Annotated in this window: 27 protein-coding genes; 19 read left to right on the top strand and 8 right to left on the bottom strand. The window is 57.1% G+C overall.

The genetic code is table 11. The annotated features are described in order from the left end of the window. Positions 1–2: 2 nt before the first annotated feature. Positions 3–1,001, top strand: a complete 999-nt coding sequence (locus AC0TNJ_RS01900) for an alpha-ketoacid dehydrogenase subunit beta (RefSeq protein WP_122002144.1) — start codon at positions 3–5, stop codon at positions 999–1,001. A gap of 2 nt (positions 1,002–1,003) precedes the next feature. After that, positions 1,004–2,335, top strand: coding sequence for an acetoin dehydrogenase dihydrolipoyllysine-residue acetyltransferase subunit (locus AC0TNJ_RS01895; protein ID WP_473770055.1), 1,332 nt, complete (start codon positions 1,004–1,006; stop codon positions 2,333–2,335). 68 nt (positions 2,336–2,403) lie between these two features. On the opposite strand, the gene AC0TNJ_RS01890 is transcribed toward AC0TNJ_RS01895, so the two are convergent. After that, complete coding sequence (locus AC0TNJ_RS01890) at positions 2,404–3,426, bottom strand: sugar-binding transcriptional regulator (protein ID WP_122002142.1); 1,023 nt, start codon at positions 3,424–3,426, stop codon at positions 2,404–2,406. A gap of 146 nt (positions 3,427–3,572) precedes the next feature. Here AC0TNJ_RS01890 and AC0TNJ_RS01885 point away from each other — a divergent pair, with 146 nt between their 5' ends. After that, positions 3,573–4,349, top strand: a complete 777-nt coding sequence (locus AC0TNJ_RS01885) for a hypothetical protein (RefSeq protein WP_473770054.1) — start codon at positions 3,573–3,575, stop codon at positions 4,347–4,349. Here AC0TNJ_RS01885 and ptsP read toward each other — a convergent pair. The 5 genes from ptsP to AC0TNJ_RS01860 all read right to left on the bottom strand — a co-directional run bounded on the left by ptsP (position 4,337) and on the right by AC0TNJ_RS01860 (position 9,143). Then, the gene (gene ptsP / locus AC0TNJ_RS01880; RefSeq protein ID WP_473770053.1) at positions 4,337–6,334 is read right to left on the bottom strand and encodes a phosphoenolpyruvate--protein phosphotransferase; all 1,998 of its coding nucleotides are present in this window, start codon (positions 6,332–6,334) and stop codon (positions 4,337–4,339) included. The two genes, AC0TNJ_RS01885 and ptsP, sit on opposite strands and share 13 nt — an antisense overlap. Before the next feature lie 50 nt (positions 6,335–6,384). Next, positions 6,385–6,765: a PTS glucitol/sorbitol transporter subunit IIA gene (locus AC0TNJ_RS01875; RefSeq protein ID WP_473770052.1), complete on the bottom strand. Its 381-nt coding sequence runs from the start codon at positions 6,763–6,765 to the stop codon at positions 6,385–6,387. A gap of 115 nt (positions 6,766–6,880) precedes the next feature. Next, on the bottom strand, positions 6,881–7,867 hold the full coding sequence (gene srlE / locus AC0TNJ_RS01870) for a PTS glucitol/sorbitol transporter subunit IIB (protein WP_473770051.1): 987 nt from the start codon (positions 7,865–7,867) through the stop codon (positions 6,881–6,883). Between the two features lie 21 nt (positions 7,868–7,888). Continuing rightward, the gene (gene srlA / locus AC0TNJ_RS01865; protein WP_473770050.1) at positions 7,889–8,674 is read right to left on the bottom strand and encodes a PTS glucitol/sorbitol transporter subunit IIC; all 786 of its coding nucleotides are present in this window, start codon (positions 8,672–8,674) and stop codon (positions 7,889–7,891) included. A gap of 37 nt (positions 8,675–8,711) precedes the next feature. Beyond that, positions 8,712–9,143, bottom strand: coding sequence for a transcriptional regulator GutM (locus AC0TNJ_RS01860; RefSeq protein WP_473770049.1), 432 nt, complete (start codon positions 9,141–9,143; stop codon positions 8,712–8,714). A gap of 181 nt (positions 9,144–9,324) precedes the next feature. Between AC0TNJ_RS01860 and AC0TNJ_RS01855 the strand changes: the two genes are divergently transcribed. The 4 genes from AC0TNJ_RS01855 to AC0TNJ_RS01840 all read left to right on the top strand — a co-directional run bounded on the left by AC0TNJ_RS01855 (position 9,325) and on the right by AC0TNJ_RS01840 (position 14,052). Next, positions 9,325–9,960, top strand: coding sequence for a hypothetical protein (locus tag AC0TNJ_RS01855; RefSeq protein ID WP_473770048.1), 636 nt, complete (start codon positions 9,325–9,327; stop codon positions 9,958–9,960). A 168-nt stretch (positions 9,961–10,128) separates the two neighbouring features. Further along, entirely contained in the window at positions 10,129–12,240 is a 2,112-nt protein-coding gene (locus AC0TNJ_RS01850; RefSeq protein ID WP_473770047.1) for a carboxy terminal-processing peptidase, read from the top strand. Between the two features lie 303 nt (positions 12,241–12,543). Further along, positions 12,544–13,353 (top strand): putative nucleotide-diphospho-sugar transferase, encoded by an 810-nt coding sequence (locus tag AC0TNJ_RS01845; protein ID WP_473770046.1) that lies wholly within the window; start codon positions 12,544–12,546, stop codon positions 13,351–13,353. Further along, positions 13,354–14,052: a polysaccharide deacetylase family protein gene (locus tag AC0TNJ_RS01840; RefSeq protein ID WP_473770045.1), complete on the top strand. Its 699-nt coding sequence runs from the start codon at positions 13,354–13,356 to the stop codon at positions 14,050–14,052. Between the two features lie 66 nt (positions 14,053–14,118). Here the strand turns inward: AC0TNJ_RS01840 and AC0TNJ_RS01835 are convergent, their stop codons facing one another. Further along, a complete protein-coding gene (locus AC0TNJ_RS01835; protein WP_473770044.1) occupies positions 14,119–15,024 on the bottom strand; it encodes a LysR substrate-binding domain-containing protein in 906 nt (301 codons plus the stop codon). A 133-nt stretch (positions 15,025–15,157) separates the two neighbouring features. Between AC0TNJ_RS01835 and AC0TNJ_RS01830 the strand changes: the two genes are divergently transcribed. The 9 genes from AC0TNJ_RS01830 to AC0TNJ_RS01790 all read left to right on the top strand — a co-directional run bounded on the left by AC0TNJ_RS01830 (position 15,158) and on the right by AC0TNJ_RS01790 (position 23,460). After that, positions 15,158–16,192: an ABC transporter substrate-binding protein gene (locus AC0TNJ_RS01830; protein WP_473770043.1), complete on the top strand. Its 1,035-nt coding sequence runs from the start codon at positions 15,158–15,160 to the stop codon at positions 16,190–16,192. 237 nt (positions 16,193–16,429) lie between these two features. Further along, on the top strand, positions 16,430–17,458 hold the full coding sequence (locus AC0TNJ_RS01825) for an ABC transporter ATP-binding protein (RefSeq protein ID WP_473770042.1): 1,029 nt from the start codon (positions 16,430–16,432) through the stop codon (positions 17,456–17,458). Beyond that, on the top strand, positions 17,458–18,324 hold the full coding sequence (locus AC0TNJ_RS01820; RefSeq protein ID WP_473770041.1) for an ABC transporter permease: 867 nt from the start codon (positions 17,458–17,460) through the stop codon (positions 18,322–18,324). Before AC0TNJ_RS01825 ends, AC0TNJ_RS01820 begins: the two co-directional genes overlap by 1 nt. Continuing rightward, on the top strand, positions 18,321–19,127 hold the full coding sequence (locus AC0TNJ_RS01815; protein WP_473767165.1) for an ABC transporter permease: 807 nt from the start codon (positions 18,321–18,323) through the stop codon (positions 19,125–19,127). Before AC0TNJ_RS01820 ends, AC0TNJ_RS01815 begins: the two co-directional genes overlap by 4 nt. A gap of 9 nt (positions 19,128–19,136) precedes the next feature. Then, complete coding sequence (locus AC0TNJ_RS01810) at positions 19,137–20,261, top strand: NAD(P)/FAD-dependent oxidoreductase (RefSeq protein WP_473770040.1); 1,125 nt, start codon at positions 19,137–19,139, stop codon at positions 20,259–20,261. A gap of 24 nt (positions 20,262–20,285) precedes the next feature. Beyond that, positions 20,286–20,582, top strand: a complete 297-nt coding sequence (locus AC0TNJ_RS01805) for a (2Fe-2S)-binding protein (RefSeq protein ID WP_473770039.1) — start codon at positions 20,286–20,288, stop codon at positions 20,580–20,582. Beyond that, positions 20,579–21,988 (top strand): FAD/NAD(P)-dependent oxidoreductase, encoded by a 1,410-nt coding sequence (locus AC0TNJ_RS01800; RefSeq protein ID WP_473770038.1) that lies wholly within the window; start codon positions 20,579–20,581, stop codon positions 21,986–21,988. The genes AC0TNJ_RS01805 and AC0TNJ_RS01800 overlap by 4 nt, the downstream gene beginning before the upstream one ends. Beyond that, entirely contained in the window at positions 21,985–23,094 is a 1,110-nt protein-coding gene (locus AC0TNJ_RS01795) for an NAD(P)/FAD-dependent oxidoreductase (RefSeq protein ID WP_473770037.1), read from the top strand. The genes AC0TNJ_RS01800 and AC0TNJ_RS01795 overlap by 4 nt, the downstream gene beginning before the upstream one ends. Positions 23,095–23,115: 21 nt before the next feature. Then, on the top strand, positions 23,116–23,460 hold the full coding sequence (locus AC0TNJ_RS01790) for a RidA family protein (RefSeq protein WP_122002124.1): 345 nt from the start codon (positions 23,116–23,118) through the stop codon (positions 23,458–23,460). 95 nt (positions 23,461–23,555) lie between these two features. Here AC0TNJ_RS01790 and AC0TNJ_RS01785 read toward each other — a convergent pair whose 3' ends face one another. After that, complete coding sequence (locus tag AC0TNJ_RS01785) at positions 23,556–24,485, bottom strand: LysR family transcriptional regulator (protein WP_473770036.1); 930 nt, start codon at positions 24,483–24,485, stop codon at positions 23,556–23,558. A 105-nt stretch (positions 24,486–24,590) separates the two neighbouring features. Between AC0TNJ_RS01785 and AC0TNJ_RS01780 the strand changes: the two genes are divergently transcribed. The 3 genes from AC0TNJ_RS01780 (at position 24,591) to AC0TNJ_RS01770 (ending at position 26,562) form a co-directional block, all read left to right on the top strand. After that, positions 24,591–25,610: an aldo/keto reductase gene (locus tag AC0TNJ_RS01780; RefSeq protein ID WP_473770035.1), complete on the top strand. Its 1,020-nt coding sequence runs from the start codon at positions 24,591–24,593 to the stop codon at positions 25,608–25,610. 25 nt (positions 25,611–25,635) lie between these two features. Next, entirely contained in the window at positions 25,636–26,061 is a 426-nt protein-coding gene (locus AC0TNJ_RS01775) for an SRPBCC family protein (RefSeq protein ID WP_473770034.1), read from the top strand. 177 nt (positions 26,062–26,238) lie between these two features. Beyond that, positions 26,239–26,562 carry a MoaF-related domain-containing protein gene (locus AC0TNJ_RS01770; RefSeq protein ID WP_473770033.1) on the top strand — a complete coding sequence of 108 codons (324 nt, stop codon included), beginning with the start codon at positions 26,239–26,241 and terminating at the stop codon, positions 26,560–26,562. The last annotated feature ends 149 nt before the right edge of the window (positions 26,563–26,711 follow it).

Below are 26,711 nucleotides of genomic sequence, written 5' to 3'. Positions count from 1 at the left end.
ACATGGACGCGACAATCCGTGAGTTGAGCTATTCGCAAGCTATCCAGGAAGCCATGGCGATTGCCATGGAGCGCGACGACCGCGTGTTTCTGATGGGCGAAGATATTGGCGTCTATGGCGGCGCGTTTCAGGTGACCGGTGATCTTGTCCATCGTTTCGGTGAAGACCGGGTCATGGATACACCGATTTCGGAACTGGGCGGCGCCGGCGTGGCTGTCGGCGCAGCGCTGACCGGCATGCGGCCGATTTTCGAGTTCCAGTTTTCCGACTTTGCTGCCCTCGGTATGGAGCAGATCGTCAATCAGGCGGCAAAAATCCGCTACATGCTTGGCGGCGCTGTGTCCGTGCCGCTGGTCATGCGTTTTCCGGCAGGCTCTGGAACGGGTGCCGCAGCGCAGCATAGCCAGAGCCTGGAAGCGTGGCTCGGGCATGTGCCGGGCCTGAAGGTCTTGCAGCCTTCGACGCCACATGACGCCAAGGGCATGTTGCTCGCTGCCGTTGAAGATCCGGACCCCGTGATGATCTTTGAGCACAAGCTGCTTTACAAGATGAAAGGTCCGGTTCCCGAAGGTTTCTACACCGTTCCCATCGGCAAGGCTGAAGTGGTTCGCGAAGGCCGCGACCTGACCATCGTCGCAACCGCGATCATGGTGCATAAGGCGCTTGATGCCGCTGCCGAACTGGCCCGGGATGGGATCGATGTCGAAGTGATCGACCTGCGCACGGTGCGCCCGATCGATCGCGAAACCATCGTAAAAAGCGTCAAGAAGACGTCGAGGCTGCTCTGCGTTTATGAAGCGGTCAAGACGCTTGGCATCGGTGCCGAAATTTCCGCTATCGTCGCGGAAAGCGAGGCTTTCGATTATCTCGATGCGCCCATCGTGCGTCTTGGCGGCGCCGAAACACCAATTCCATATAATCCCGACCTCGAACGCGCGACCGTTCCACAGGTGCCCGACATCCTGAAAAGCGCTCGCGATCTGGTTAAGGGAGTGCGCTGACCATGGCAGTGGAAGTCATTCTCCCCAAGGTCGATATGGATATGGAGACGGGGCAGATCTCGCGATGGTATGCCAAGGATGGCGATACGGTCACGAAGGGCCAGCTTCTCTTTGAAATCGAAACCGACAAGGCTGCGATGGAAGTCGATGCGCCGGCATCGGGCATCATCGCAGACATCAGCGCGGCGGAAGGGACGGTCGTGCCTGTCGGTCAGGCCGTCGCCTGGATTTATGAAGAAGGCGAAGAGCGTCATGGCAAGCCCGCGGTTGTCGCCGAAGAGCCGTTTGTTGCTGCGCCTGTAAATGCCGCTATCGAAACAGCTCCGCCGAGCGATCTCGATCCCAAGTCCTCCCAAGACGATGAACGGGATTCAGCCGCGAAGGTGCGGGCGACACCGCTTGCCCGCCGACTTGCGCGCGACGCAGGCATTGACCTCGCTGCCGTTCAGGGCTCGGGGCCGAAGGGCCGCGTGCAGAAGAAGGACGTTGAAGGCGATATTGGCATTGCGAAAGCAGCGGTCACGGCCAAATCGTTTGCAAGCAAAAGCGCGGAGCCGCGCTCTCCCGGCCAGCTCAATGCTGCCTGGTTGCGTGAGGGTGAAGCAGGGCGTCTGCCGGTGGTTCTGCTCCACGGTTTTGCAGCCGATCTCAATTCATGGCGCGGATTGTTTGCCGGCGCATCGCTTGGCCGTCCGATTCTGGCGCTCGATCTTCCGGGGCACGGCAATTCGCCACGCATCGTTCCAGAAAGCATCGATGAAATTGCCGTCGCTGTGGAAGCGACACTGGATTCTCTGGGCGTAAGCGCGTGTCTTCTGGTCGGGCATTCGCTTGGCGGTGCGGTGGCGACCGTCATTGCGGCGCGTGGGCTTGTCGATGTGCGCTCCTTGCTGCTGATTTCGTCGGGCGGCTTGGGGCCCCAGATCAACGGTGCCTTTATCAAGGGGCTTGTCGGCGCGAAAAGCGAAGCCAGCATCGTTCCCTGGCTGAAGCTGCTCGTCGCCGACGAGAACCATCTGACCAAGCCGTTCATCAATGCAACAGTTGCGCAGGCTGCCGATACAGAATTGCGCAATACGCAGGAAGCGATTGGCGCCCGGTTCTTCGCAGATGGCACGCAGACCTTTGAAGTGCGCTCAAGCATTGCCTCGCTTGCGATGCCGGTGAGGCTTATTTTCGGTGCTGAAGACCGTGTTATCCCCGTTGCTCATGCGCATGGTTTGCCGGGTAAAGTCGGCGTCCATATCTTCCCCGGTTGCGGACATATGCCACAAATCGAGGAGCGGGCTGCGGTGCTGCAAATCCTGAAAGAGTGTGCGGCCGCTGCCAATTGATGCCGGTTTCATCGCAAATGCGACAATCAGAAAAAGCACATTGTTTTGCGACGATGTGCTTTTTGCATCTACCCGGATCGCGCTTTCAACATCTGCGCGGCACTTTCTTCATCGGTGATGAGAACAGTAGGCTTCAGAAGCTTTATTGCGCCAAGCAGAGCGGCAATCTTCTCTTTTCCACCTGAGGTGAGGATACGCTGCGGCGTCTTCTGAAGGCTCTCGATTTTGGCCGACATGACACGATCATGGACCGGATCATCGACGATCTTGCCGTCCTTGTCATAGAAGTGGAACAACACGTCGCCAACGGCGCCGTTTTCGATGAGCGACTGTTTCTGCGCCTCATCGATCAGCCCGACACGATAAGACGTGCTGCTGGCAGTCTGAATATCGCCGACGCTGAGCAGGACCATGTCGAGTTTTTCGGCCATGTCGAGTACTGTGTTCAGGCCGCAGCGCTCGATGAGTGCAGTGCGGGTTTCTTTGCTGTCGACCAGAGCCGGGGCGGGGATGAGGTAGCCTTCGCCCTGAAAAATCTGGGCAAATTGCCAGGCAAATTCCGGCGGATTTGAACGGCGCGGCTGTACGATGCCGCCGAGCAGGGAAATGACTTTCAGATCGTTGAGCGGACGCGCGCCGATATGTTGCAGAGTGCTGGAAAGAGTCCGTCCCCAGCCAACGCCGATCGTCATGCCGTGCTGTACTTTTTCAGAGAGATAGGCGCCGGTGGCGGCACTGATCGGCGGGATAGGGTCGACCTCGGGTGAGGAGAGGGGAGCGACGATGGCGCGCTCCAGACCGAAGGTTTTCTCAAGCTCGACTTCAAGGGATGTCAGACTTGCCAGCTTGCCTTCGATGGTGATTTTTACTTCATTGCGCGCACGGGCATCGGCAAGAAGGCGAACGATCGTGACACGTCCGACACCGAGCGCTTCCGCGATATCGTTCTGGGTCATCTGTTCGACGTAATACATCCACGCAGCGCGTGTTCGCAGCCGGCTTGTACGGTTTTCGGCAGCCACACCTTCCGATCCGATGATGAGGTCGGCTGCTTCCGGATTTTTCTGTGTCTTCCTGCCGGCTTTTTTCAAAACTATCCCTCAAATTAACGGCGTAATACTGCATTATAGAAGCGCTGTTTCTACACCGAAACTATTGCTTTTCCGTGTGAAGGCAAACCATAATTCAAGTGCCTGGTCCATCCTGTTGCGATGGTGCTGCCATAAGGAAATCGACGATGTTGCGCACTCTTTCGGAAGAAATTGCAGTCAATCTGAAGGACCGCCTGCGCGGGGTTCGATACATGATTCGTCGCAATTGCCATGACGGTTTGCCGGAAGCCGAAAGGCGCAGCGACATTCCGTCCCCTGAACTGTTGCTGGAACATGCGGCAAGCATGGTGGACAAGGCCCTGACGACAGCCGAAACCATTTCCATTTCGCTGATTTCTGCCGACCCGAAAGTCCATAACAGCGCGCCGCATGTAAAAAGCCTGTCGGTCTATTTCGGTGCTGGCACGGAAGGAGTGCGCGCTTTCCGAAGGGACATGTATTATCTCACCAAGGAAGTACTGCGCCGCCATCAGTTGCCGAATGTGCTGATCCACGAAGCCGCGTTCGTAACGGTTCACGCAAGGATGACGCGGAAATATGGCTCGTTGCTGAATAACGTGTTTTCGGCAGAAGCAGGCGAAACGAAAATTACGGCAACCTCCAGCGCCGTGACAGCTCTTTTCCTGGAACTGCTCGGCGAAAGGCCCGTGCGTTTTATCTCCATGGAAGGGCATCTTGACCCGCAGGCCTTGCGTAAATTTGAAACGACCTGTTTCGCGGCGGCGGGACTTGCCTGCGGTCTGGCGACTGCAAAAGCGGCCGATCTGACGGGCGTCGATCCTTTGGAAAGTGCAATTCTGGCGCTGGATGTGCGCCATGATCGTCTCATGCAGGCGGCAGAAGATCGCGATCAGGCGCAGCTCGAGCCATTGTTCCAGACGTTAATTGCTCATCTTCCATGATCCGGGCCGGACGGCTGAAACATATCCATAATCAGCTTCTTTGCGCGGGGAATTGATGCCGGACTCATGCTGAGTTCGGTCAGTCCCATTCGCAGGAACGCACCGATAAGTTCCGGCTTGCCTGCCGCCTCGCCGCACATACCCACCATGATGCCTGCTTCGGTTCCCGCTTTCGCGGTCATCTCGATTGCCGCCATCACAGCCGGATGGCTGACATCGTTGAGCTTCGCAACGGTTGGGTTAAGCCGATCCGCAGCCATCACATACTGCGTCAGGTCATTGGTGCCGATGGAGAAGAAAGCTGCTTCTTTTGCAAGTTCCCGCGCTGTGAAAACGGCGGCGGGGGTCTCGATCATCACACCAAGGTCGAACCCGGCAAAGGCCTTGCCTTCGCTTTCAAGCTCGCCGATGCATTCAGCGATAAGGCATTTGGTTGCACGGATTTCCTCGACATCCGAAACCATGGGCAACATAACCTTGAGATTGCCGCTGGTTGCCGCGCGCAAAAGCGCCCGCAGTTGCGGTTTGAACACATCCGGCCGGTCCAGGCACATGCGAATGCCGCGCCAACCAAGGAAAGGGTTTTCTTCTTCCGGGAACTCGATGCCTGCAATTGGTTTGTCTCCGCCGATATCCAGCGTTCGAACGATAACGGGGTTCGGGGCAAAGGCTTTCAGCAGCGCGGAATAGGTTTCGGTCTGCATATCTTCGGAAGGCAGGTGAATATGCTTCATGAAGAGAAGTTCGGTGCGAAAAAGCCCGACACCCATCGCACCGGCTTCAAGCGCGACTTCGATCTCCTCCAGCGCACCCATATTGGCTGCGACTTCTATGACCGTGCCGTCAGCCCTGCGCGGCGTGACGGAGCGGTAGGCATCCAGCGCCTGCCTTTCCTGCAATGCATTGGAAATGCGCGCTTCGATTGCATCGCGGGTTGCTATGTCCGGATCGGAATAAACAATGCCCGAACTTCCATCCACCGCCACGGTTGTCGCATTTCGTAGTTGCTGCACGGCGCTCCCGAGGCCAAGAACCGCAGGAATTCCGTGTGTGCGTGCAATGATGGCCACATGCGATGTTGCGCCGCCATGCCCGCAGACGACGCCCTTGATCTTCTTGAGCGGCGCTCGTGCCAGATCCCAGGCGCCGATGTCGTCGGCGATGAGTACCGACCCTTCCGGCAGCCCCTCCAGATTGACGTCTTCCTTGCCGAGAAGCGCAAGGCAGATCTGCCGGCTGACGGCATGAACATCATCCGCGCGCGCGTTGAGATAGGGATCATCAAGCGTGGCAAACTGTGCGGCCACGGTTGAAGCCGCCGCAAGCATGGCTGAAATGGCATCGAGGCCCCCGCGAATAAGCCCAAGCGCTTCGTCAGTCAGGCTGTCATCTGCGGCAATATCCTTCAGTGCCGCGATAATGCCTCTGTCAGCGTCAGCAAGATCGCCACTGGAAAGGGAAGCATCCATACGCTGTTGGACAGTGACGATAGCGGCTCTGAAGCGAGCAATCTCGGCGTCTATTTCAGCGGACGCAAGCTTTCGGCCCAGGGGCTTGATTTCTTCGGGAAAGAACGGAAAAGCCGCCCCCAATGAAATGCCTTCGCTGGCGCCAACACCCTTGATCTGGCCTGCGGGGAGTTTTGGCGTCATCGCGGCTTGCGGCACGGTTTCGGCTTGAGGTGCAGCCAAAGGTTCAGGTGCAGCCGGCGCGGCGCCCTCTTCCAGCCCCGCATGCGGGTTTTCCAGATAGCCGATCAGGGCTTCAATGGCTTCAATCGCATCTGCTCCATCGGCACGAACGGTGACTTCATCGAGTTCTTTCACGCCAAGCAACATCAGCTTGACGGAGCTTTTGGCGCTTACGCTTTTACCAGCCTTGGCGATTTCAATATCGCTCTCAAACCCCTTGGCCAGTTTAACGAAGCGGGTAGCAGGGCGCGCATGCAGCCCCTCACGCACCCGGACGATAGTCGAGCGTTCCATCTATGTAAGCCTCAAGTCGAATGCAATTTCAAATCCGAGGATCGGCAGTTTCAGCCGCCAATGGTGATAATCTGCCCTTCCTTGAGAGCAGCCACAAGCTCTTCGCCAGCTATTTCACTGGCACAGATTTCACCGGGGCGATCTGCCGAATCTGCACCCGTGAATGAAATGACGACATGCCCGATTTCGCGCACCTTCTGCCAGGCGCTTTCGCCAACGGCAGTGATTTTGGCTTGGAGCGCGCCGATTGCGATCTTTGTTCCGACAGCCGGGGCCGATGCTTCAGGACCTTCTTCCACTACATGGAGAACGGATACTTCCGCCAGTTCAGGTGGTGAACCGTCAGCAAACAGGATGAGAACGCCACCTTCCGCGAGGTCCGCGACTTCCGGGCCGATTGCGGTGATCCGCGTTTTCAGATGTATCGACATAGAAGCGGTCCTTTCTTCGTTTGGTATTCGATGCCCGTGAAGCTGATCGGAAACATCGTTATGCATATGTTTGAGAGGTCGTCCGCCGCAGCGCTTGCCGCGGCGGACCGGGATTTCAGAGGACCGCGAGGCTGACGACCCATGCGATCAGAACCGAAAGCGGGCCCATGATCTGGCGGCTGATCAGAACTGCGGGCACACCGATCTCGATGGTCTTGGGTTTGGCTTCGCCGAGCGCCAGGCCGACCGGCACGAAGTCGCAACCGACCTGCGTGTTGTAGGCAAACAAGGCGGGAAGGGCCATCGCCGGGGCAATGGTGCCGTTTGCAATCTGCGGTCCGATGATCGCCACGCCCACGACCTGTGCGATAACCGCCCCCGGCCCGAGGATCGGCGACAGGAACGGGAGACCGCAAATCGCTGAAAGCACCAGCAAGCCGATGATGTTATTGGCCAATGGTCCGAGCGGCTGGGCGAGAATATCGCCAATGCCGGTATAGAGGATCAGGCCGATCAGCATCGTCACGAACGCCATGAACGGCAGAACGTTGCGAATGACCTGATCGATTGTACGGCGCCCGGCTTGGAAGAAGATACCAACGACGCGGCCCATGACGCGGCCGATGCTGCTGATAAGTCCGACAAGGCCACCTTCGCTTGGCTGCTCCACAGGCGCTGGCTTTTCTTCTTCAATAGCCGCAGCGGCGGGACCGGGGGCGGTTGAGCCGTCAGCCGGAACAATGTTTTCCGGCTTCACGCCTGACACATAGATGTCTTCGGTAATGAATTGCGCCAGCGGACCTGCCTGCCCAACGGGCGTGATGTTCACGGTCGGGATGCGCTTGCGCGGATAAACGCCGCAACGGGCTGTGCCGCCGCAATCGACAACCACGACTGCCATTTCGCTTTCGATTGGCGGTGAGCGAAAGCCGTCAACGGCCTCTGCGCCCGTCAGTTCGGCAATCTGGCGCGCAAGCGGGTGGATACCGCCGCCTGTGACCGAAACCACCTTGTTGCGCTGCTCGGTCGGTTGAATGACAAGAGGGCCGCCCCAACCATTCGAGCCGCGGGAAATCTGAACTGCCTTATAGGTCTTCACCATGTCGTCCTCCCCATGTCCCGCTTAAAGCTCGATGCCCTGACGCCGCGCCATGATGGCGGTGATGCGTTCTGTGAGCATGCCTTTGAGGAGGATCACCACGAGCCCGACGATGGCGTACCAGATGGCGACATTGATGTGGTAACCGGTTGGAACCGCGCCTTTTTTCTCAAGTTCGAGAAGGGCAACCAGCACGCCGCCCCAGACAAAATATTCGCCCGGATTGATGTGCGGGAAAAGTCCCAGCGGCGGATGGACGTAGGACACAGCCGCATCATAGAAGGCAGGTTTGTACTTTTCGTCCAGGAACGAACCGAACGTGTAGGCCATCGGGTTGGTCAGAAAAAACACCGACAGAACCGGCAGAACCGTGTAGCGGGTCAGCGCAATGCGCCCCGCGCTGCGTGCGATGCCATGGACGCGCTTTTCGCCGACCAGTTCGGTCACGGCGTAAAACGCGGTCATCAGCACCACAAGTGTCGGAATGATGCCTGTGACAAATCCGGCAAAAACTTCGCCGCCTTTCTGGAATACGCCAATGAAGTGCTTGCCGATGGAGGCAAGCCAGCCGAGCTGCTCTTCCTGCTGGACGTTCTGAAGGCGTTCCTTGAACTGATCGACGGTAATTCCGCCACTGCCCGCATCGCCTGGTGCAGGGGCCGTTGCTTGCGCAAGCTGCAGAAAGTCATTTCCTGCGTGCTCTGCGGCATGTTTGCCATGCAGTGCGGCATCGGAAATCATGCTGCCAGCCATATGTATGGATTGCATCGTTGCGTCGGCATGTTGCGCCAACATCGTCACTATCGACATTGCTCCTCCTCGATTGCTTGTTTCAGGCAAGCAACTCCTATGCTCCCACTGCCTTCAGTCCTTCGAGTTCGGTCCCATCGGATTGGTCTCTTATGCGGCCGATCTGCTCTATCGCCTGTCTGGCGGCAGCCACCACTTCAGGCGTTCCTTCTCCGATCGCGGGATTGTCCGGCAATTCGCCAAGGTGCATTCCCTCAAAGCCTTCGCGACGGATGAATTTCGCAAAGACGGTTCGTCCGCTCATCTGGAGGAAGCGACGCACCACAAGATTGCGATCGACGACGATCAGCACGATGACACCTTTGCCGAAGCGTCCCCGTATATGCCCCGCGCCAACAAAGCCGTCGGAATATTTCGAAGTGATACCTTTCATCACATCGGAATAGTGGCGCATCTGGAACCATACGCCCAGCGACTGAAAGCCCCATAGCAAGGCAAGCGCCAGCAAAGCCCATTGCCAGATAGCCATTTTGTTATCCTCCCACGAAGGCGAACGGGGTATTTTCCGCGTCCACCCTTCATCAATTAGAGAACATTTGTCTTCCTGAATGTCAATATGTATAATTTTTCCGCTATTGAAAGGCGAATGAAGACTGACATTTCAATCCACTTCGCTTAATGTCGCTTGGAAACAGGAGGCCGCTCGCACCATGGATTTGCTGCTTAGGGAACAAATGGCATCGATGCCCGATCTGCGTCATCGACTGCGCCAGCTGCGTTGGTTCAGGGCGACGTTCCGCAAGCATGCAAGCCTGCTGCATGAACTTTACGGTGTTGAATACGACATTGATGAAAAGAAGCTCACCGAGGCGTTTCTGAACTGGGTAGAGCTGGTTGACCAGAACAAGCGTTTCGCCAAGGTGGATCGCAAGGATTTCATCACCTTTGCAGCCGGGCTTGTGTTGCGCGAACTGATCCGTCTATCTCCGGCGAAGGTTGTTTCCCCACCAAAGCACGCTGCGGGCGATGCCGCTCGCCTTTACGAGATTGTCAGCTTCTGGCCAGAAGGGTTTCTCTACACAAATTACTGTATCTGCGCGATTGCTGCCGTGCAGGAACAGGAGTTCGGTACGATCCCCGACATAGATCAATGCGCCGATGAATTGCGCACATGGTGGTCCTATAAGGAAAATATCGCCGAAATGCCCGGATATGCGATCGCATTTCTCGATAAGTTTCTTGGCGGGGAGCCGAACTGGGTCATGCCCGATCTGGCATCCGCACGCGCGGCAGTGAAGCGCGCTTTGGGCGCAGAGAAGCCGGTCACAAAAATTCGGAATAAATAGCCGCTCCTGCTCTTTGTCGTCTCTCCCTCGGTAAGGGGCCTCCCGGATATAATTTGGACAGGCATTCCAAAGCTTATGAAAGCAAGAAACAGCTCCCAATGGCATAGACGGTTGCCAAAAAACCATATTTAGCCAACAAGGGTTGGAATCAAACGCTCAGCGTCAAGAATGGAACATCACTTGAAACGCATCAAAATTAGCCTGGTTTGTCTCTTCCTGGCAGGTGTTTTGCCAGCATATGCGCTCGACGTCCGTTCTCCGACTGTTTTGAAACCGTCGCCTGAGCAGGTGCAAGCCGCCCATTTGACGGCAGAGTTTCTTTCCCGCTTCCATTATCGGCCCGTTCCGCTGGATGATGCGTTATCGGTTCGGATCATGAACCGGTTTATTGACTCGCTCGACCCGGACAGGCTCATCTTTCTGCAGGCGGATGTCGACAAGTTCCTGACCAGCAGCAAGGAAATCAATGATGCCATCGACCGTCAGGATCTGACCATTCCGTTTTCGATCTTCAACGTCTACCAGATGCGCATCATCGAGCGTATGACGTTTGCACGTGGTCTGCTCAAGCAGAATTTCGATTTCAGCAAGCAGGAAGATTTTTCCACCATGCGCGACAAGGAGCCTTGGCCGCGCTCCAATGAAGAAAGCGACGATCTGTGGCGCAAGCGCGTCAAGAACGACTGGCTGCGTCTGAAACTCGCCGGCAAGGATGATGCGACTATTCGCAAGACGCTCGACAAGCGTTACGAGAACTCCATCGAGCGCACGTATAAATACAAAAGCGACGATGCTTTTCAGTCATTCATGGCTGCCTATACGACATCGGTCGATCCGCATACCGATTATTTCGGCGTAAAGGCTTCAGCCGAATTCGATATTTCCATGAAGCTATCGCTGGTTGGCATCGGCGCGGTGCTTCAGGAAAGAGACGACTACACGACGATCCGCGAGCTGGTCGCCGGTGGTCCGGCGCAGTCGTCGGGCAAACTTGCCGTGGGCGATCGTATCATCGGGGTAGGTCAGGGCAAAGACGGCCCGATCAAAGAAGTAATCGGAATGCGCCTCGATGAAGTTGTGCAAATGATCCGTGGTGACAAGGGATCGGTCGTGCGCCTCGATATCCTGCCGGCTGATGCCGGCGCTGACGGCAAGCACCATGTCATCACACTGGTTCGTGACAAGATCAGTCTCGACAAGCAGGCTGCCAAGAAAACGATCCTTCCCGTAAAGGACGGAGACGTTACCCGTAAGATCGGGGTGATCACTCTCCCGGCGTTTTACGAGGATATTCAAGCGCGGCGGAAGGGCGACAAGAACTACAGGAGCGCCAGCCGCGATGTTGCCAAGCTGATCGCCGAGTTGAAGCAGGATAAGGTTGATGGCGTTCTGGTTGATCTTCGCAACAATGGCGGCGGATCGCTGAGCGAGGCGATTGACCTGACAGGTCTATTCGTTGGCAAGGGTCCGGTGGTTCAGCAACGCAACGCAAACGGTGAAGTCAAGGTTGAAAGCGACAATCTTCCGGCTCCAGCCTGGAAGGGACCGCTGGGCGTGCTTATCAATCGCGGCTCTGCCTCTGCCTCGGAAATCTTCGCTGCGGCAATGCAGGATTACGGTCGTGGCGTGGTCATCGGCGAGCCAAGTTTCGGCAAGGGAACCGTGCAGACCGTGGTTGACCTCGATGAAGTGGCCAACAATCCCAAGCCCGAATATGGCGAACTTAAATTTACGGTCGCGCAGTTCTTCCGTGTCGACGGTGGAACGACGCAGTTGCGCGGCGTGACGCCGGATATAAGCCTGCCCGGCCTCTTCGATCTCAAGCTTGTCGGTGAATCGAGCTTCGACAACGCTTTGCCGTGGTCTCAGGTCTCCGCGGCCAAATACAAATCGTCAGGCGAGATAAAAGCACTGTTGCCAAAGCTGCAAAATCTGCATGACGAGCGCGTGCAGAAATCCCGCGAGTTCCAGGACTTTGTGGAAGATGTAGCGACGCTCAAGGCGCAGCGCGAGAAAACGGTTATCTCTCTCAACGAAACGGTGCGCCGCAATGAGATGACCGCGCAGGAAAATCGGGCCAAGGCACGCGGAAAGTCCAATGATGGTATTGATACGCAGATTGACGACGGTTTGCAGTCGAACGAGCGAAGCCTGAGTGCCGACCTTGCAATCGAGAAGAGCCGCAAGAACGCGACGGATGTTTTGCAGAATGAAGCTGCGGCCATCGTTGCGGATTTGAGTGTCCTGCAAGCCAGCACGCCCAAACACGCGGCAAATTAATGCATGTCTCCCAAAAGTGGGAACCGGTTTTGGGAGACATGTTTAAAAACAGAAGCTTAAAGCGTGTCATGCGAACACAATAAAATCCGATATGCTTTGAGGCGTATCCCGAACAGTGTGAAGCGTCTGTGCAGGAAGGGCCGCAAATGGGGCGGGCTGCCCCTTCGGCGCGTTTGATGCCGTTCGGAGGCCGTCCACCCCAACACTGCAGGCCAATTCCAGATTCACTCTTGAATGTGCACTAACCCCGACGCAATATTCGCCACTCCGCGCGAGAATCTGCAATTTACTAATGAGTGCAACATGTTCCTTCGGCTTTTTGACAAGTTTCGACCATGGGGTCGGGCTCATCGCAAGATGGCGGTAGCCTTTCCAACCCCGGCGGAACTCGCGGCTCGAAAACGCGCCGAGACCGGGCCGGCGGGAACAGTTGTCGCATTCTATACAACCAATAGTTTCTACGAGCATGAAAAGGAACGGCTTCTCGCAAGCGCCCGCCATCTTGGACTCAAGATCATTTCTGTCGCCGTTGAAAACACAGGAAGCTGGGTGCGCAATGCCGGGTTGAAGCCCAGCGTGCTCCTGCAACAGCGCAAGGCCGTAAGAGGCCCGTTGCTTTATGTTGATGTGGATGCCGTGTTTCATCGCAATCCGTGGCCTGAATTGCTGCCCATACAGAGCGACATTGCGGTATATTACGAAAAAAGCGGGCATCTTCTGAGCGGAACGGTGCTCTTGAATGACACTGACGCGGCTCTTGCTCTTCTGGAAGCCTGGCATAAAGGATGCGCGGAAGCGCCGGATACTTGGGATCAACTTGTACTGGAGCAGATACTTGCCGACGACGCAGCCAAAGCTGCACCCTGTTACTCAGTGGACAGGCTTCCGGTATCGTTCTGCTGGATTTTCGATCATCTCGATAACGAACCGGTGGAGCAAGTTTATATAGAGCACCTTCAGGCAAGTCGCGAAGCGAAGAAACGCCGACGTTTCCTGGGGCGTACCGGAAAGCGGCTGCAGCGCAGGCGTGACCGGATCGCGGAGATCGAACGCATTTTGGTAAGCAACACTGATGCTGAGCGTCTCGATGATGTGACTATGAGGGACGTTTGAATGTCAGTACCTGTTCTTTTATACCATCAGATTGCGCCGCTACCGCAAAAGAACATGCCGTTTCATGGTTTGCTGGTGCATCCGGACCGCTTCAGAAGCCAGATGAAATGGCTGAAGAGAGCGGGTTATCGTGGTGTCTCTCTGCGCGAGGCCATACCTTACATCAAGGGTGAGAAGACAGGCAAAGTCGCCGCGATTACCTTCGATGACGGTTTTCTCAATGTGCTGGAAAACGCAGCTCCCGTATTGGCCGAATATGGTTTCACCGCGACCAATTATTTTGTCGCAAACCAGATTGGCGGAAGTAATGTCTGGGATCAACCGCTTGGCGTGCCGAAGACGCCATTGATGTCCCGCGCTCAGTTGCGAGAGTGGGCGGCGCTTGGACACGAAGTCGGTGCGCATACGCTCGATCATGTCCATTTGACAGAAACGCCTGACGATGAAGCAAGGCGGCAGATCTCTCAATCGAAGACAATTCTGGAAGATATGCTGGGCGACAAAGTAAACGCATTCTGTTTCCCTTATGGTGAGAACAATCCGGTTCATCGCGAAATGGCGAGAGAAGCCGGGTTCACAACCGCCACCACAACAGTGCGGGGGCACGCAGGCCCGGCAGATGATCCGTTCGGGTTGCCCCGGATCAGCATTCGCCGCCGGGATATATGGCCGAAATTCCTGATGCGTTTGCGTGCTTGAGACATGCATATAACGAGTGGGCACATACTCGAATTTACAAGTTTTGTTTGTCCGGCCTAACTTTTCTCAGCCCACTTGAGGATATTGCTGTAATATTTTCTCCGTCAGGCTTTGAACAAAATCCATGGCGAGAGGCAGCGGTGCGCGATGGGGTGGAAAAATCGCGTCGAACGCGAAATCTACACGTGGCGTGAGCGGACGTGACACAACCCCGCGGTTTGCAAATTCCATGGCCGTGAACGGATCGCAAACGGAAACACCGAGGCCTGACGATACCAGTCCGCAAGCGATTTCCGACAGTGGTGTTTCGGCGCGCATGACCACTTTTACATTGTACATGTCGAGGGTCAGATCGACTGCTGCACGCGCTACCGAAGAGCCTGACAATCCAATGAAATCTTCACCGTCGAGATCTTCGACATGGATTGACTGACGCGTCGCCAGACGATGGTTTTCGGGCATGACGACAACGCGGGGAATGGATGGCAGCCGAACCGTCGCCAGACCGGATGACGTCATCGGGCTTTCGGTAAAGCCGAGGTCGCACTGATTGTTCAAAACGAGGTCAATGACCATCGGCGAAACAACCCCTTGCATGGAAAAATACAGGTCTCGCTTGTCGGCAAGATATTCACCAGCAAAACGCGGCAGATAGCCATTGATCAATGCCGGTAATGCAGCGATGCGCAACGTGCCTGTCCGACTTTTGCTGATATTCTGGGCGGCTCGCGCAATACGATCGAGCCCGACATATGACCGCTCGACTTCCGTGTAGAGCGCGACGGCTGCGGCTGTCGGCTCGAGGCCGGAGCCGCGTTTTTCAAACAGAACCAGACCGAGATGAGCTTGCAGGTCCTTAAGGAGCCTGCTGACGGCAGGCTGACTAATCCTCATAAGCTGGGAGGCATTGGTGACACTGCCAGCCAGAATGACGGACCGAAAGGCTTCAATCTGCCGGTGGTTGATCTTCATTGTCGTCTCTCTCATAACATTTTGGTATGGAACGGTTAAAATTAAGCATTTGACGAATGGCCCGTCAATTCGGGAAATAGTCGCAAACAGGGAACGATTTGAAATAATTCGAATCTCGCACCGGAGGAAACGAATGAATATTGCTCTGAAACTGACATCGACGACCGCTCTGCTGCTTGTTCTGGCTGGCGCAGCCCATGCCGAAACCAAAACGTTGATTGTTGGTGGCTATGGCGGCAGTTTTGAAAAGACCATGCGCGAAGCGGTTATCCCGCCGTTTGAAAAGAAGCATGGTGTGAAAGTGGAATATGTCGCGGGCAACTCCACTGATACGCTTGCCAAAATACAGGCCCAACATTCAAATCCGCCGTTCGATACGATCCTTTTGGACGACGGTCCCATGTATCAGGCTATCGAACTGGGGTTTTGCAAACCGCTTTCAAATCTGCCGTCGAACGAACTCTACGACGTCGCCCGTTTTCCTGAAGACAAGGCGGTCGCCGTCGGCGTAGTCGCCACGGGCCTGATCTATAACAAGGATTACTTTGCCAAGCAGGGTTGGGAGGCGCCGACCTCTTGGGCTGATCTTGCCGATCCCAAATACAAGGGCAAGGTGGTTATTCCTCCGGTCAACAACACCTATGGCCTGCATGCGCTGCTCGCATTCGCCAAGATGAATGGCGGCGACGAGAACAATATCGATCCGGGTTTTGACGCCATGATCGAAAAGGTGAACGACAATGTTCTTGCCTACGAGCCTTCGCCCGGCAAAATGACCGAGTTGTTCCAATCGGAGCAGGCGATAATCGGCGTATGGGGTACTGGTCGCGTCAAATCATTTGCCCAGACCGGTTTTCCAATTTCCTTTGCCTATCCAAAGGAAAAGGCCGTAACGCTTCTCGCCGCTACCTGTGCAGTCAACAAGCCGGACGCATCCCCGCTGGCCGAAGAATTCGCCAAGGAACTGCTCACGCCCCGCGTTCAGGAACTGATGGTCAAAGAATACGGATATGGCCCGGTAAACAAATCCGTTGAAGTGCCGGAAGGCGAGCGGGATTTCATTCCCAGCGGCGAAACGGTCGATAAGCTCTACAGCGCCGATTGGTCGGTTATCAATAAAGAACGTGAAAACTGGACCAAGCGCTGGAACCGGGAAGTTGAGCGCTAGAGCATAATCCGACCGGAGTGAAACGAGGATCGATAAGATTATGCTTAAAATAGAAAGCTTTAGAGCGCCGATCTGATCCAATCAGATCGAAACGCGCTCTCAAAGCCGCTCATACTGGCAAATCGCCGGGGCTTGAAGGGGCGATACCCAGATAATCCGACTTGCATGCGATGGCGAGGCATCTTGCCATCGACGCGGTTCGCGCCTGCCTACAACTCATATTGGAGAACTTTCGCAATGGGCTTTCTTGAACTCTCGGGCGTGAACAAGCGCTTTGGCGATCAGGTGGCAGTGGAGAATTTCTCCCTCTCTGTCGAGAAGGGCGAATTCATCTCCTTGCTGGGCCCATCTGGCTGCGGAAAAACCACCACGCTTCAGATGATCGCCGGCTTCGTCGAGACCAGCGGGGGCGCGATTCATCTGAATGGGCGTGACCTCACGAAGGTCAAACCCGCCAAGCGGGGGCTTGGCATTGTTTTTCAAAGCTATGCCTTGTTTCCGCACATGACAGCCGCCGAAAACGTGGCATTCGGACTGGAAATGCGCGGCGTAGCCAAGCCGGAGCGGGCGGTTCGGGTGAAGGAAGCCCTCCAAATGGTAGGGCTGGCCGGCTACGAAGATCGTCATCCGCGCCGTATGTCCGGCGGCCAGCAGCAGCGCGTTGCCCTTGCGCGTGCGCTGGTGATCAAACCGGAATTGCTCCTGCTCGATGAGCCTCTTTCCAATCTCGACGCCAAGATGCGCGAGGAGATGCAGATCGAACTGCGGCGGCTACAGCGCACTATCGGTACGACGACTATCCTCGTCACGCACGATCAGCACGAGGCGATGGCCTTGTCGGATCGTGTTGTCGTCATGAGCAAGGGCCGGATCGAGCAGATCGATACTCCGCTCACCGCCTATGAAAGCCCGGCAACGCCCTTCGTGGCGGGTTTTCTCGGCAAGACCAACGAACTTGCTGGCAGTGTCCGGGACGGGACCGTTGAATGCGGCGGACTACGCCATCCAACCTCTGAGGACACGCCAGCGGGGCTGGTCACCATCAATGTCCGCCCTGAAAAGATATTCTTCGCCGAAAAGGGGCTCGCCGCGAAGGTCGCAAGCCGGATATTCCAAGGCAATAGCTGGCTCTATCAATGCGACACTGAGGCTGGCCCGGTTCTCGTCATCCGTCAGAATGACGGGGTGCGGCCCGCAGAGGAAGGACAGTCGGTCTATCTCGACTGGCGCGATGCGGACATGACGCTACGCGCAGGGGGCCGATAATGGCAGCCCGTGGCAGTCTTCGCACCGCTTTCGCCCTGGTACTTCCCGCCATGATGCTTTTCGTGGCCGTGGTTATCATTCCCCTCGTCATGACGATATTGCTGTCGTTCTATAGCTGGGGCCAATATACGGGCATCGTTGAAACCTTCACCCTGGAAAACTGGCACGAAGTTCTGACCGACTCCTATTTCGGCGAAATGTTTCTTCGCACGTTGCGGATTTCCCTTCTGGCCACCTTGCTCGCTGCGGTGGTCGGCGCTCCGGAGGCCTATATCCTCAACCGCATGAGCAAGAGCTGGAAGAGCTTCTTTTTGCTCATTATTCTGGGACCGCTGCTGTTGTCAGTTGTCGCGCGGACACTCGGCTGGGCGCTGCTCTTCGGCGGGAATAACGGCATCGCCAACAAAGCCTTGATGTCGGTCGGGGTGATCGATGCGCCGATCCCCTTCATGTTCACTGAAACGGGCGTCATCATCGCGCTCGCGCATGTCATGATGCCCTTCATGGTCCTGTCGGTGTGGACCACCTTGCAAAAACTCGATCCGCAAATCGAAAATGCAGCGCTATCGCTTGGCGCGAGCCAGATGACGGTTATTCGTCGCGTCATCGTTCCCCAGATCATGCCGGATATCTTATCCGGCTCAATCATCGTCTTTGCGCTGAGTGCTTCGGCTTTTGCCACGCCTGCAATCATCGGTGGGCGTCGGCTGAAGGTCGCTTCCACCCTTGCCTATGACGAATTTCTCAACACGCTCGACTGGCCGCTCGGCGCGACGGTGGCAGTACTGCTGCTCATCGGCATCGTCCTCATTATCGTCGGCTGCAATACCCTGATCGAGCGCCGCTATGCGGAGGTGTTCAAATGAGCCGCAACGGACCTTTGGCCTTGATCTTCCACGCGCTTTTCGTGATCTTCATGGTCGCGCCCATTGTCGTGGTCTGTCTTGTGGCCTTTACGCCTGAAGGTTTTCTTGCCCTTCCCACGCGCAGCTTCTCGCTCCGCTGGTTTTACGAGATCGCGAATTATCCGGAATTCATCCGTGCCTTTTTTACCAGTCTGAAGATTGGCGCGCTGTCGTCCACAATCGCGGTGATGGTTGCCGTTCCGGCAGCTTTGGCCATCGCTCGCTATCAGTTTCCGGGGCGCGGCCTGCTCTCGGCACTGTTTCTTTCGCCGCTGATGATACCGCATGTGGTGCTCGGCATCGCCTTCCTGCGCTTTTTCTCCATGGGCGGCCTGTCGGGCACCATGACCGCATTGGTGATCGCGCATATCGTGGTGGTGTTTCCTTTCGCGCTCAGGCTGACGCTGGCGGCAGCAACCGGAATGGATCGCTCGATTGAAATGGCAGCCGTGTCGTTGGGGGCGGACAACTGGACTCTGTTTCGCCGGGTCACGCTGCCGCTGATCCTGCCGGGCGTCATCAGCGGCTGGGCGCTGGCGTTCATCCAGTCGTTCGATGAAGTGACGATGACCGTGTTCCTTGCAGCGCCGGGAACCGAAACGCTGCCCGTACGCATGTTTCTCTATGTTCAGGACAATATCGATCCGCTCGTCACATCCGTTTCGGCGGTTGTGATCGCGATAACGATGATCGTTCTGGTCCTGCTCGACCGCCTGTACGGACTGGAGGCCATCCTCTCCGGTCATAGCGACAAGAACCGTTAGGAAAAATCGATGCGTTCCGATTATGACGTCACCGTCGTCGGCGGCGGCCTCCTGGGGGCAGCCATAGCCTGGGGGCTTGGAAGACTTGGTCAGAAAGTCTGCGTGCTTGACGAGGGAGATATAACCAAGCGCGCCTCGCGTGCAAATTTTGCGCTGGTCTGGGTGCAGGGCAAGGGCATCGGCAAGCCAGAATATGCCGGCTGGAGCCTGGGCGCTTCGCGCCTTTGGCCTCAACTGGCCGAAGAACTGTTGCAACAAACGGGTCTCGACGTTCGTTACGAGCGCCCCGGCGGGTTCTTTATCGCGCTTAGCGAAAAGGAAATGCAGCAGCGCGCGGATGTCAGGTCCACCATGTTTACTCAAGGAGCGCCGGAGGGCTATGCAATGGAGCTGGTCAGCCGGGAGGAACTGGCACGGCATATCCCGGAAATCGGTCCCGAAGTGGTAGGGGCGAGCTACAGCCCTGCCGATGGACATGTGAACTCGCTGCGCGCCTACCGCGCCCTTCACGAAGGCATGCGCTTGTTCGGCGTGGATTACCGACCCGGCGAACCCGTGGCGTCGATCAGTCATCAGCGCGGTGAATTCACCCTGCGGACCGGACGGGGGACTGTTACTTCCGGCAAGATCGTTCTTGCGGCTGGCAACGAAAACCAGCGTCTGGCTGCGCAGGTCGGGCTCTTCGCTCCCATGATGCCGACCCGCGGTCAGGTTCTGGTCAGCGAACGCACCGAACGCTTCCTCAATTATCCGCTGGGCACCATCCGCCAGACCGACGAAGGGACGGTGATGATGGGGGACAGCAAGGAAGATTACCTTGATGACCGTGTCGCCCGGCTTCCGGTTAGCACTGTCATCGCCGATCGGGCGCGCCGTACATTCCCCAGGCTTGGGTCCGTCAATCTTGTGCGCAGCTGGTCCGGCATTCGCGTCATGACTCGTGACGGCTTTCCGATCTACGACCAGTCGACGCAATGCCCCGGCGCGTTCGTCACCTGCTGTCATTCAGGTGTGACGCTCGCATCGCAACACGCTTTGGAAATCGCTGCGATGATCAAGCAGGGTGCGCTTGATCCTGAAAAGGTGTCGGCATTTTCCGCACGCCGTTTCGCCGATGCGCCCGCAACGCTCTGACACTCGAAACCCGCAGGAGCAGCCATGTACAGATCAGCAGTCAAGGATGACCGCACGCCGGTCGAGATTTTTATCGAAGGGCAGAAGTTCATCGCCCGCGAGGGCGATACCGTTGCCGCGGCCCTGCTCGCATCCGGCATTGATGCGCGGCGTTCCACCGCGGTCAGCGGTGCGCGCCGCCTGCCTTATTGCATGATGGGCGTCTGTTTCGATTGTCTCGTTACCATCGATGGTGTCGGCAACCGTCAGGGATGCCTCATTCCCGTTGCCTCCGGCATGAAAATCGAGATCCAGAAGGGCAAGAGGGAGCTCGGCAAATGACCCGTCCCCTGCATGACAATTATGACGTAGTGGTCATTGGCGCTGGCCCGGCCGGAATTGCAGCTGCCACTACGGCGGCGTCGGCAGGTGCTCGCACCTTGATGCTGGACGAGAACGCTGGTCCGGGGGGGCAGGTCTGGCGCTCCATTACCGCCACCCCGGTAAAAGCGCCCGATATTCTTGGTGCAGACTATTGGGTTGGCGAGACGCATATTGCAGCCTTGCGCAAGAGCGGAGCGGAAATTGTGCATCGTGCGACGGTCTGGTCGCTGGATGCATCGCTGGAGTTGGCGATTTCCGTTGGCGGCGGCTCGTGTTTCGTCAAGGCGAAACGGGTCATCATCGCCACTGGCGCGCAGGAGCGTCCATTTCCTATTCCCGGCTGGACATTGCCCGGTGTCATGACGGCGGGTGCGGCCCAGACGCTCATCAAGAATGCCGGTCTGGTGCCGGATGGCAATCTGGTGATTGCCGGGCAGGGGCCGCTGTTGTGGCTGCTTTCGGCGCAGATATTGCGTCTCGGCGGCAGGATTGATCGTATTCTGGACACAACGCCCAAAGGCAATCTTCGCGCCGCCTTGCCAAAGGCTATTCCATTTCTGACATCGCCTTATCTGGTCAAGGGCCTGAAGATGATGAGCGAGGTGAAACGGCAAGCACGCATCATCAAGCATGTGACTGAAATCGAAGCGATTGGAGACGGGCAGCTCTCCTCGGTCCGCTATCAGGCTGGCGGCAAGTCCGAAACACTGAACGCCGATGTTCTGCTGTTACATCAAGGCGTTGTGCCGAATGTCAATCTCGCCATGGCTGCGGGTGTCAGGCACGAATGGGACAAGGTTCAGCTTTGCTGGCGGCCGGTTCTGGATGCAGATGGCCAGTCGGACAGTCCCGGCATCTACATCGCCGGTGACGGGGCGGGAATAGGGGGCGCGCTGGCTGCTCTGGAACGTGGCCGGATCGCAGCGCTGGCGGCTGCAAAAGCGCAAGGTATTGCGATATCGCCGCGCGCCGAAACGCAGGCGCGTACAGCGCTTGTGCGGGCGGAGAAGGGGCGCGATTTTCTCGATCTGCTCTACAAGCCGGCTGAACAATTCCGCACCCCGCATGGCGACACGATTGTTTGTCGTTGCGAGGAAATCCGTGCCAGCGATGTGCTTAAAGCCGTGGAAACCGGGGCCACCGGACCCAACCAGGCAAAGGCCTATCTGCGCACGGGGATGGGGCCGTGTCAGGGGCGTCTGTGCGGTCTCACCATGACGGAATTGATGGCCAGGGCACGAGGAACAACGCCGGAGAAAATCGGTTACTACCGCCTGCGTGCCCCGATCAAGCCGATTGCATTGAACGAATTGGCTGATCTGCCAAGCGATGAGGCCGCATTCAAGGCAGTGGTACGGGAATGACGCAACCGGACGCCATCATCATCGGAGGCGGTCTTCACGGCTGTTCGACCGCGTTGCACCTTTGCATGAAAGGGATGAAGCCGGTCCTCATCGAGAAGGATTATGCGGGGCGTCATGCATCCGGCGTCAATGCAGGCGGCGTGCGCCAGTTGATGCGCGATCTTGCCGAGATTCCGCTTTCGATCCGCTCGATGGGTATTTGGGAAAACATCGCCGATCTTGTCGATGACGAATGCGCATTCGAGTGCCATGGGCAGGTGCTGGTTGCCGAAAATGCAGCAGATTTTCAATCCTGCGTGGAGCGGATTGAAACCTTGAAGCGTCATGGCTTTACCCATGAGGAACTGATTTCCGCTGATGAGGTTCGCGCGTTGCTGCCTGCGGTTGCCGAGACTTGCACTGGCGGTATCGTCTCGCGCCGCGACGGTGCAGCGCAACCGGCTCGAACGACAAGCGCGTTCCGGCGCAAGGCCGAGCAAATGGGTGCAAGGATCATTGAAGGTGTCACAGCCGGAAATGCCCGCTTTAAGGCTGGCCTTTGGCATGTCGATGCAGGAAGCGAGACATTCTGCGCGCCGATCCTCATTATTGCGGCCGGTGCCTGGGGTGGCGCTTTCGCCGATCAGTTCGACGAGCCAGTACCAATAAAGCCGGTCGCGCCGATGCTGATGATCACGTCGCGGGTGCCGCATTTCATTGATCCGGTCGTTATCTTACGCAGCCGCAAGCTTTCGTTCAAACAATTCGCCAATGGGACCGTCCTGATCGGCGGCGGCCATCTCGGCGTGGCCGATCCCGCCACCAACACCACGCTTCTGGACTGGAGAAAACTCCATGAAAGCGCGCGCACGGTGTTCGATCTTTTTGAAGTGATGCGTGACGCGACCATCGTACGCGCCTGGGCCGGTATCGAAGGAAAAATGGCGGACGACTTGCCCGTTCTGGGAAAATCGTCCCGTCATGAGGGCCTGTTCTATCAATTCGGTTTTTCCCTCCATGGTTTCCAGCTTGGACCTGCCGCCGGCGCGGTCATGGCCGAACTGGTCGCTGAAGGTCGTACCCCGACCGACATTTCGGGACTGTCCATGTCCCGTTTCCACCCTTGAATGACAGAAAGAGAGAAGAGCATGAGCATTTCGCGCAATATCCGTACCCCGATCATGCACCGCGCCGTTTCGGCAAACGGCATCGTGTATGTTGGTGGCACCGTTGCCGACGACACCAGTCTTGGCATGGCCGATCAGACGCGCTCAATTCTTGGCAAGATCGCAGCCTATCTCAACGAGGTTGGGTCGGACATTTCCAAAGCCTTGTCGGCGACCATTTTTGTTACCGACCTGTCGAAGAAAAAGGAAATGGATGCGGTTTGGACCGAAGTTTTTGGTGACGATCTGCCTGCGCGTGCAACTGTCGGTGTCAGCGATCTTGGCGGTGGCGCAATGATCGAAGTCGTGCTGACTGCAAACGCCTGATCCATGAGCCCCCCGCTATCTGCGGGGTTGCAATGCGTGCTTGATCGGGCGGCGAAGTCTCCGCCCGATCACCATCGGCTGTAAGGCGCATTCCCTTATGCCGCTTCCTTTACCGCGCTCTCGTGCGCCACACCGTTCGCCGTCGTTACCAATGTCTTGCGGAAAATCTCTACCAGCGGTCGCAGATTGATCTTGTGCCAGACTGCCCACAAGGGCGTGCGATAGGCAAACCACGACAATTCGCGCAGCACCACGCCAGCGGGCGCCTGATGACGCAGGCTCTGTTGGACTGTGGTTACGCCCAATCCTGCGGCGACAAGGCCGAGGGCCGCCAGCGGTTCCGTGGCCTCCATCGAGATGGTTGGAGTGAATCCAGCTTTCGCGCAAGCCGCGACAAATGTGTCGTGCCGTAGCGCGTTTTCCTGGTGCATCACACCAATCCAGTTCTGTGCGGCGAGATCGGCCGGGGTGATGTCGCGGGCCTCGGCAAGCGGGTGTCCCACGGGGAGCGCCAGCAACATCGGGTCATTCAGTACCAGAGCGGCCTCAAGGTCCGGATCGTCGCGTGATGGCGGTTCGCAAACAAGCGCAATGTCGAGGCTGCGCTGGCGTAGACCTTCCAGTTGAACCGCTGACTGTTGATTGTATAGCGCGATATGTACCGCAGGCCGGTCGTTGCGCAATTCAAGCAGCGCATTCGGTAGCACGCCAGAATGCATCGCATATTCCAGATAGCCGATGCACAGCCCACCTTCGTCGCCGCGTCCAAGCCGCCGCGCCAGAGATTCGAGCCGGTTGGCATGGGTCAGAAGCCCCCGCGCCTCTGCCAGGAATGTGTGGCCGTCCCGGGTGAGGCGGATGCGTTGCTGCGAGCGCTCAAACAGGGTCAGCCCCAGCTTTTCTTCCAGTTGGGCAATCTGCCGGCTCAAAGGCGATTGAGAAATATGCAGCCGTTCGGCGGCGCGCCCGACGTGCTCTTCCTCTGCGACGACCACGAAGTAATGCAGTTGGCGAATGTCCAGCATTTCAGATCCATTATGTCTTAAGTTTAGCTAATTATGTCTTGGACAGACTTAACTTGCAACCCTAAATCCACGTCACATCAGTTAACTCTGCACAAGGAAGCAGTTATGAGCATTAAAGACAAACTGGCCGGACGCGTTCTCGGCTTTGGCACCGCACCGCTCGGCAACATGTTCCGTGACATCCCGGAAGCCGAGGCGCAGGCCACCGTTGACGCCGCCTGGAAGCAAGGGGTGCGCTACTACGACACGGCGCCGTTCTACGGTGCGGGCCTGGCCGAGATACGGCTTGGCGAGGCGCTCTCCCGGCATAAGCGCGACGAATATGTTCTCAGCACCAAGGTCGGCCGCCTGATCCTCGATGAAGTTGAAGACGCCAGCGCGCGTGCGCTTGGCGAAAAGAGCGGCCTGTTTGCTGCTGGCCGACCGAACAAGCTCGTCAACGACTATTCCGCCGACGCCACGATGCGTTCGATTGAGGACAGCCTCAAGCGCATGAAGACCGACCGCATTGATTTCGTGTGGGTCCACGACATTGCCCAGGACTTCTACGGCGATGAATGGCTTTCCTATTTCGAAGTGGCGCGCAAAGGCGCTTTCCGGACGTTGACCCGCCTCCGCGAAGAAGGCGTGATCAAGGCCTGGGGTCTGGGCGTAAACCGGGTCGAGCCAATCGAATTGACTCTGGATCTCTCCGAAGCCGAGCCGGATGGTTTCCTGCTGGCAGGTCGCTATACACTTCTCGACCACGAGCGGGCGCTACAGCGCCTGATGCCGAAGGCTGCGGAACGCAAGGCCGAGATCGTCGTCGGCGGCCCCTACAGCTCCGGCATTCTGGCCGGTGGCACGCATTTCGAATACCAGAAGGCTTCGCCCGAGGTCATCGCCAGGGTTGAACGCATCAAGGCGGTCGCACAAAGGCACGGCGTCGGCATCAAGGCGGCTGCACTACAGTTTTCCTTGGCCAATCCGGCTGTGGCCGCCGTCATTCCGGGTGCAAGCCGGCCGGAACGTATTGCCGAGGATGCAGCTGCGCTGAAGGAAGTCATTCCAGCCGACTTCTGGAACGAATTGCGTGCGGAGCATCTGGTCGCAGCGAAAGCGCCGCTGCCCGTCGATCACATCTAACATTTGATTAGCGAAGGAGCCTACCATGGCACAAGCTTCTGCAACGATTACTCTCCCGGTCGCAGCCGACCGCATATGGCAATTGATCGGTGGCTTTGATTCACTGCCAGACTGGTTGCCATATATTCCGAAGAGCGAAGTAAGCGAGGGTGGCCGCGTGCGCCATCTCGCCAACCCTGACGGTGACACAATCATCGAACGGCTTGAAGCCTTCGACAACCGCGAACGCAGCTATACCTATTCGATTCTTCAGGCACCATTTCCAGTCACCAACTACCTCTCCACGCTGCGCGTGGTCAGTATCGACGGTGATCGGTCCTCGCGCGTCGAATGGTCTGGTGAATTCACGCCGGCAGGGGTGAGCGATGAAGAGGCATCGCGCCTGTTCGAGGGCATCTATCGCGATGGCCTGAAAGCGCTGGAAGCCACTCTGACCAGCAAGACAGCATGAGCGGACGCGGATACTCCGCTTCCTCATGCCGACCCGGCGCGATAGTGCCGGGTCGCTGTGGCCAATGCGGCGATGGAGGGAGAAATGGCGACTGACGTTCAAGTGGAGGATGTATGCTCCCCTTATCTACACAACAAATATCCCGGTCTGCGGACCTTATGAAAACTGGAGAGTGAGATGAAGCGTTTCCCCTTTGCCGGACGCAACTTTGAGGTCAATTACGGCGATCTGGTCGCAACTAATGCCTATGCCGCCGACAAGAACAGCCTGACCTATGAAATCACCGGCGGCCCGCTGAAGGGCGCTACCGCCGAGGTCGCATTCGAATGGACGGAACTTGATGGTGGTAACTTCGTCATCTCCTGGCAGGAGGCCGATGGCTCTACTGTCGTCCATGTCGACAATTTCGAGAAGGGTTCCTCGCTGACCTTCTTCACGACACCAAAATCGGACTTCTACCGGCTTTCAGGAACCTTGCACGCCCTCAGCGATCACGAGTGAGTTGGGTGTCAAATGGTGACTCAGGGGCTGACGACAGCTGATAGGTCAGCCTCTATCTGCCAAGCGGAAAAAGCGTGCTTGTTCGGCAGGAACACGATAGAAAATCTTCACGTGGATCGGAACGGGCATAGCCGGTTCGGATCTGTTAT

Source organism: Ochrobactrum sp. PL_is483, from assembly GCF_055816855.1.
The sequence above is the reverse complement of the archived record's forward strand: the minus strand, read 5'-3'. Positions and strand labels throughout refer to the sequence as shown.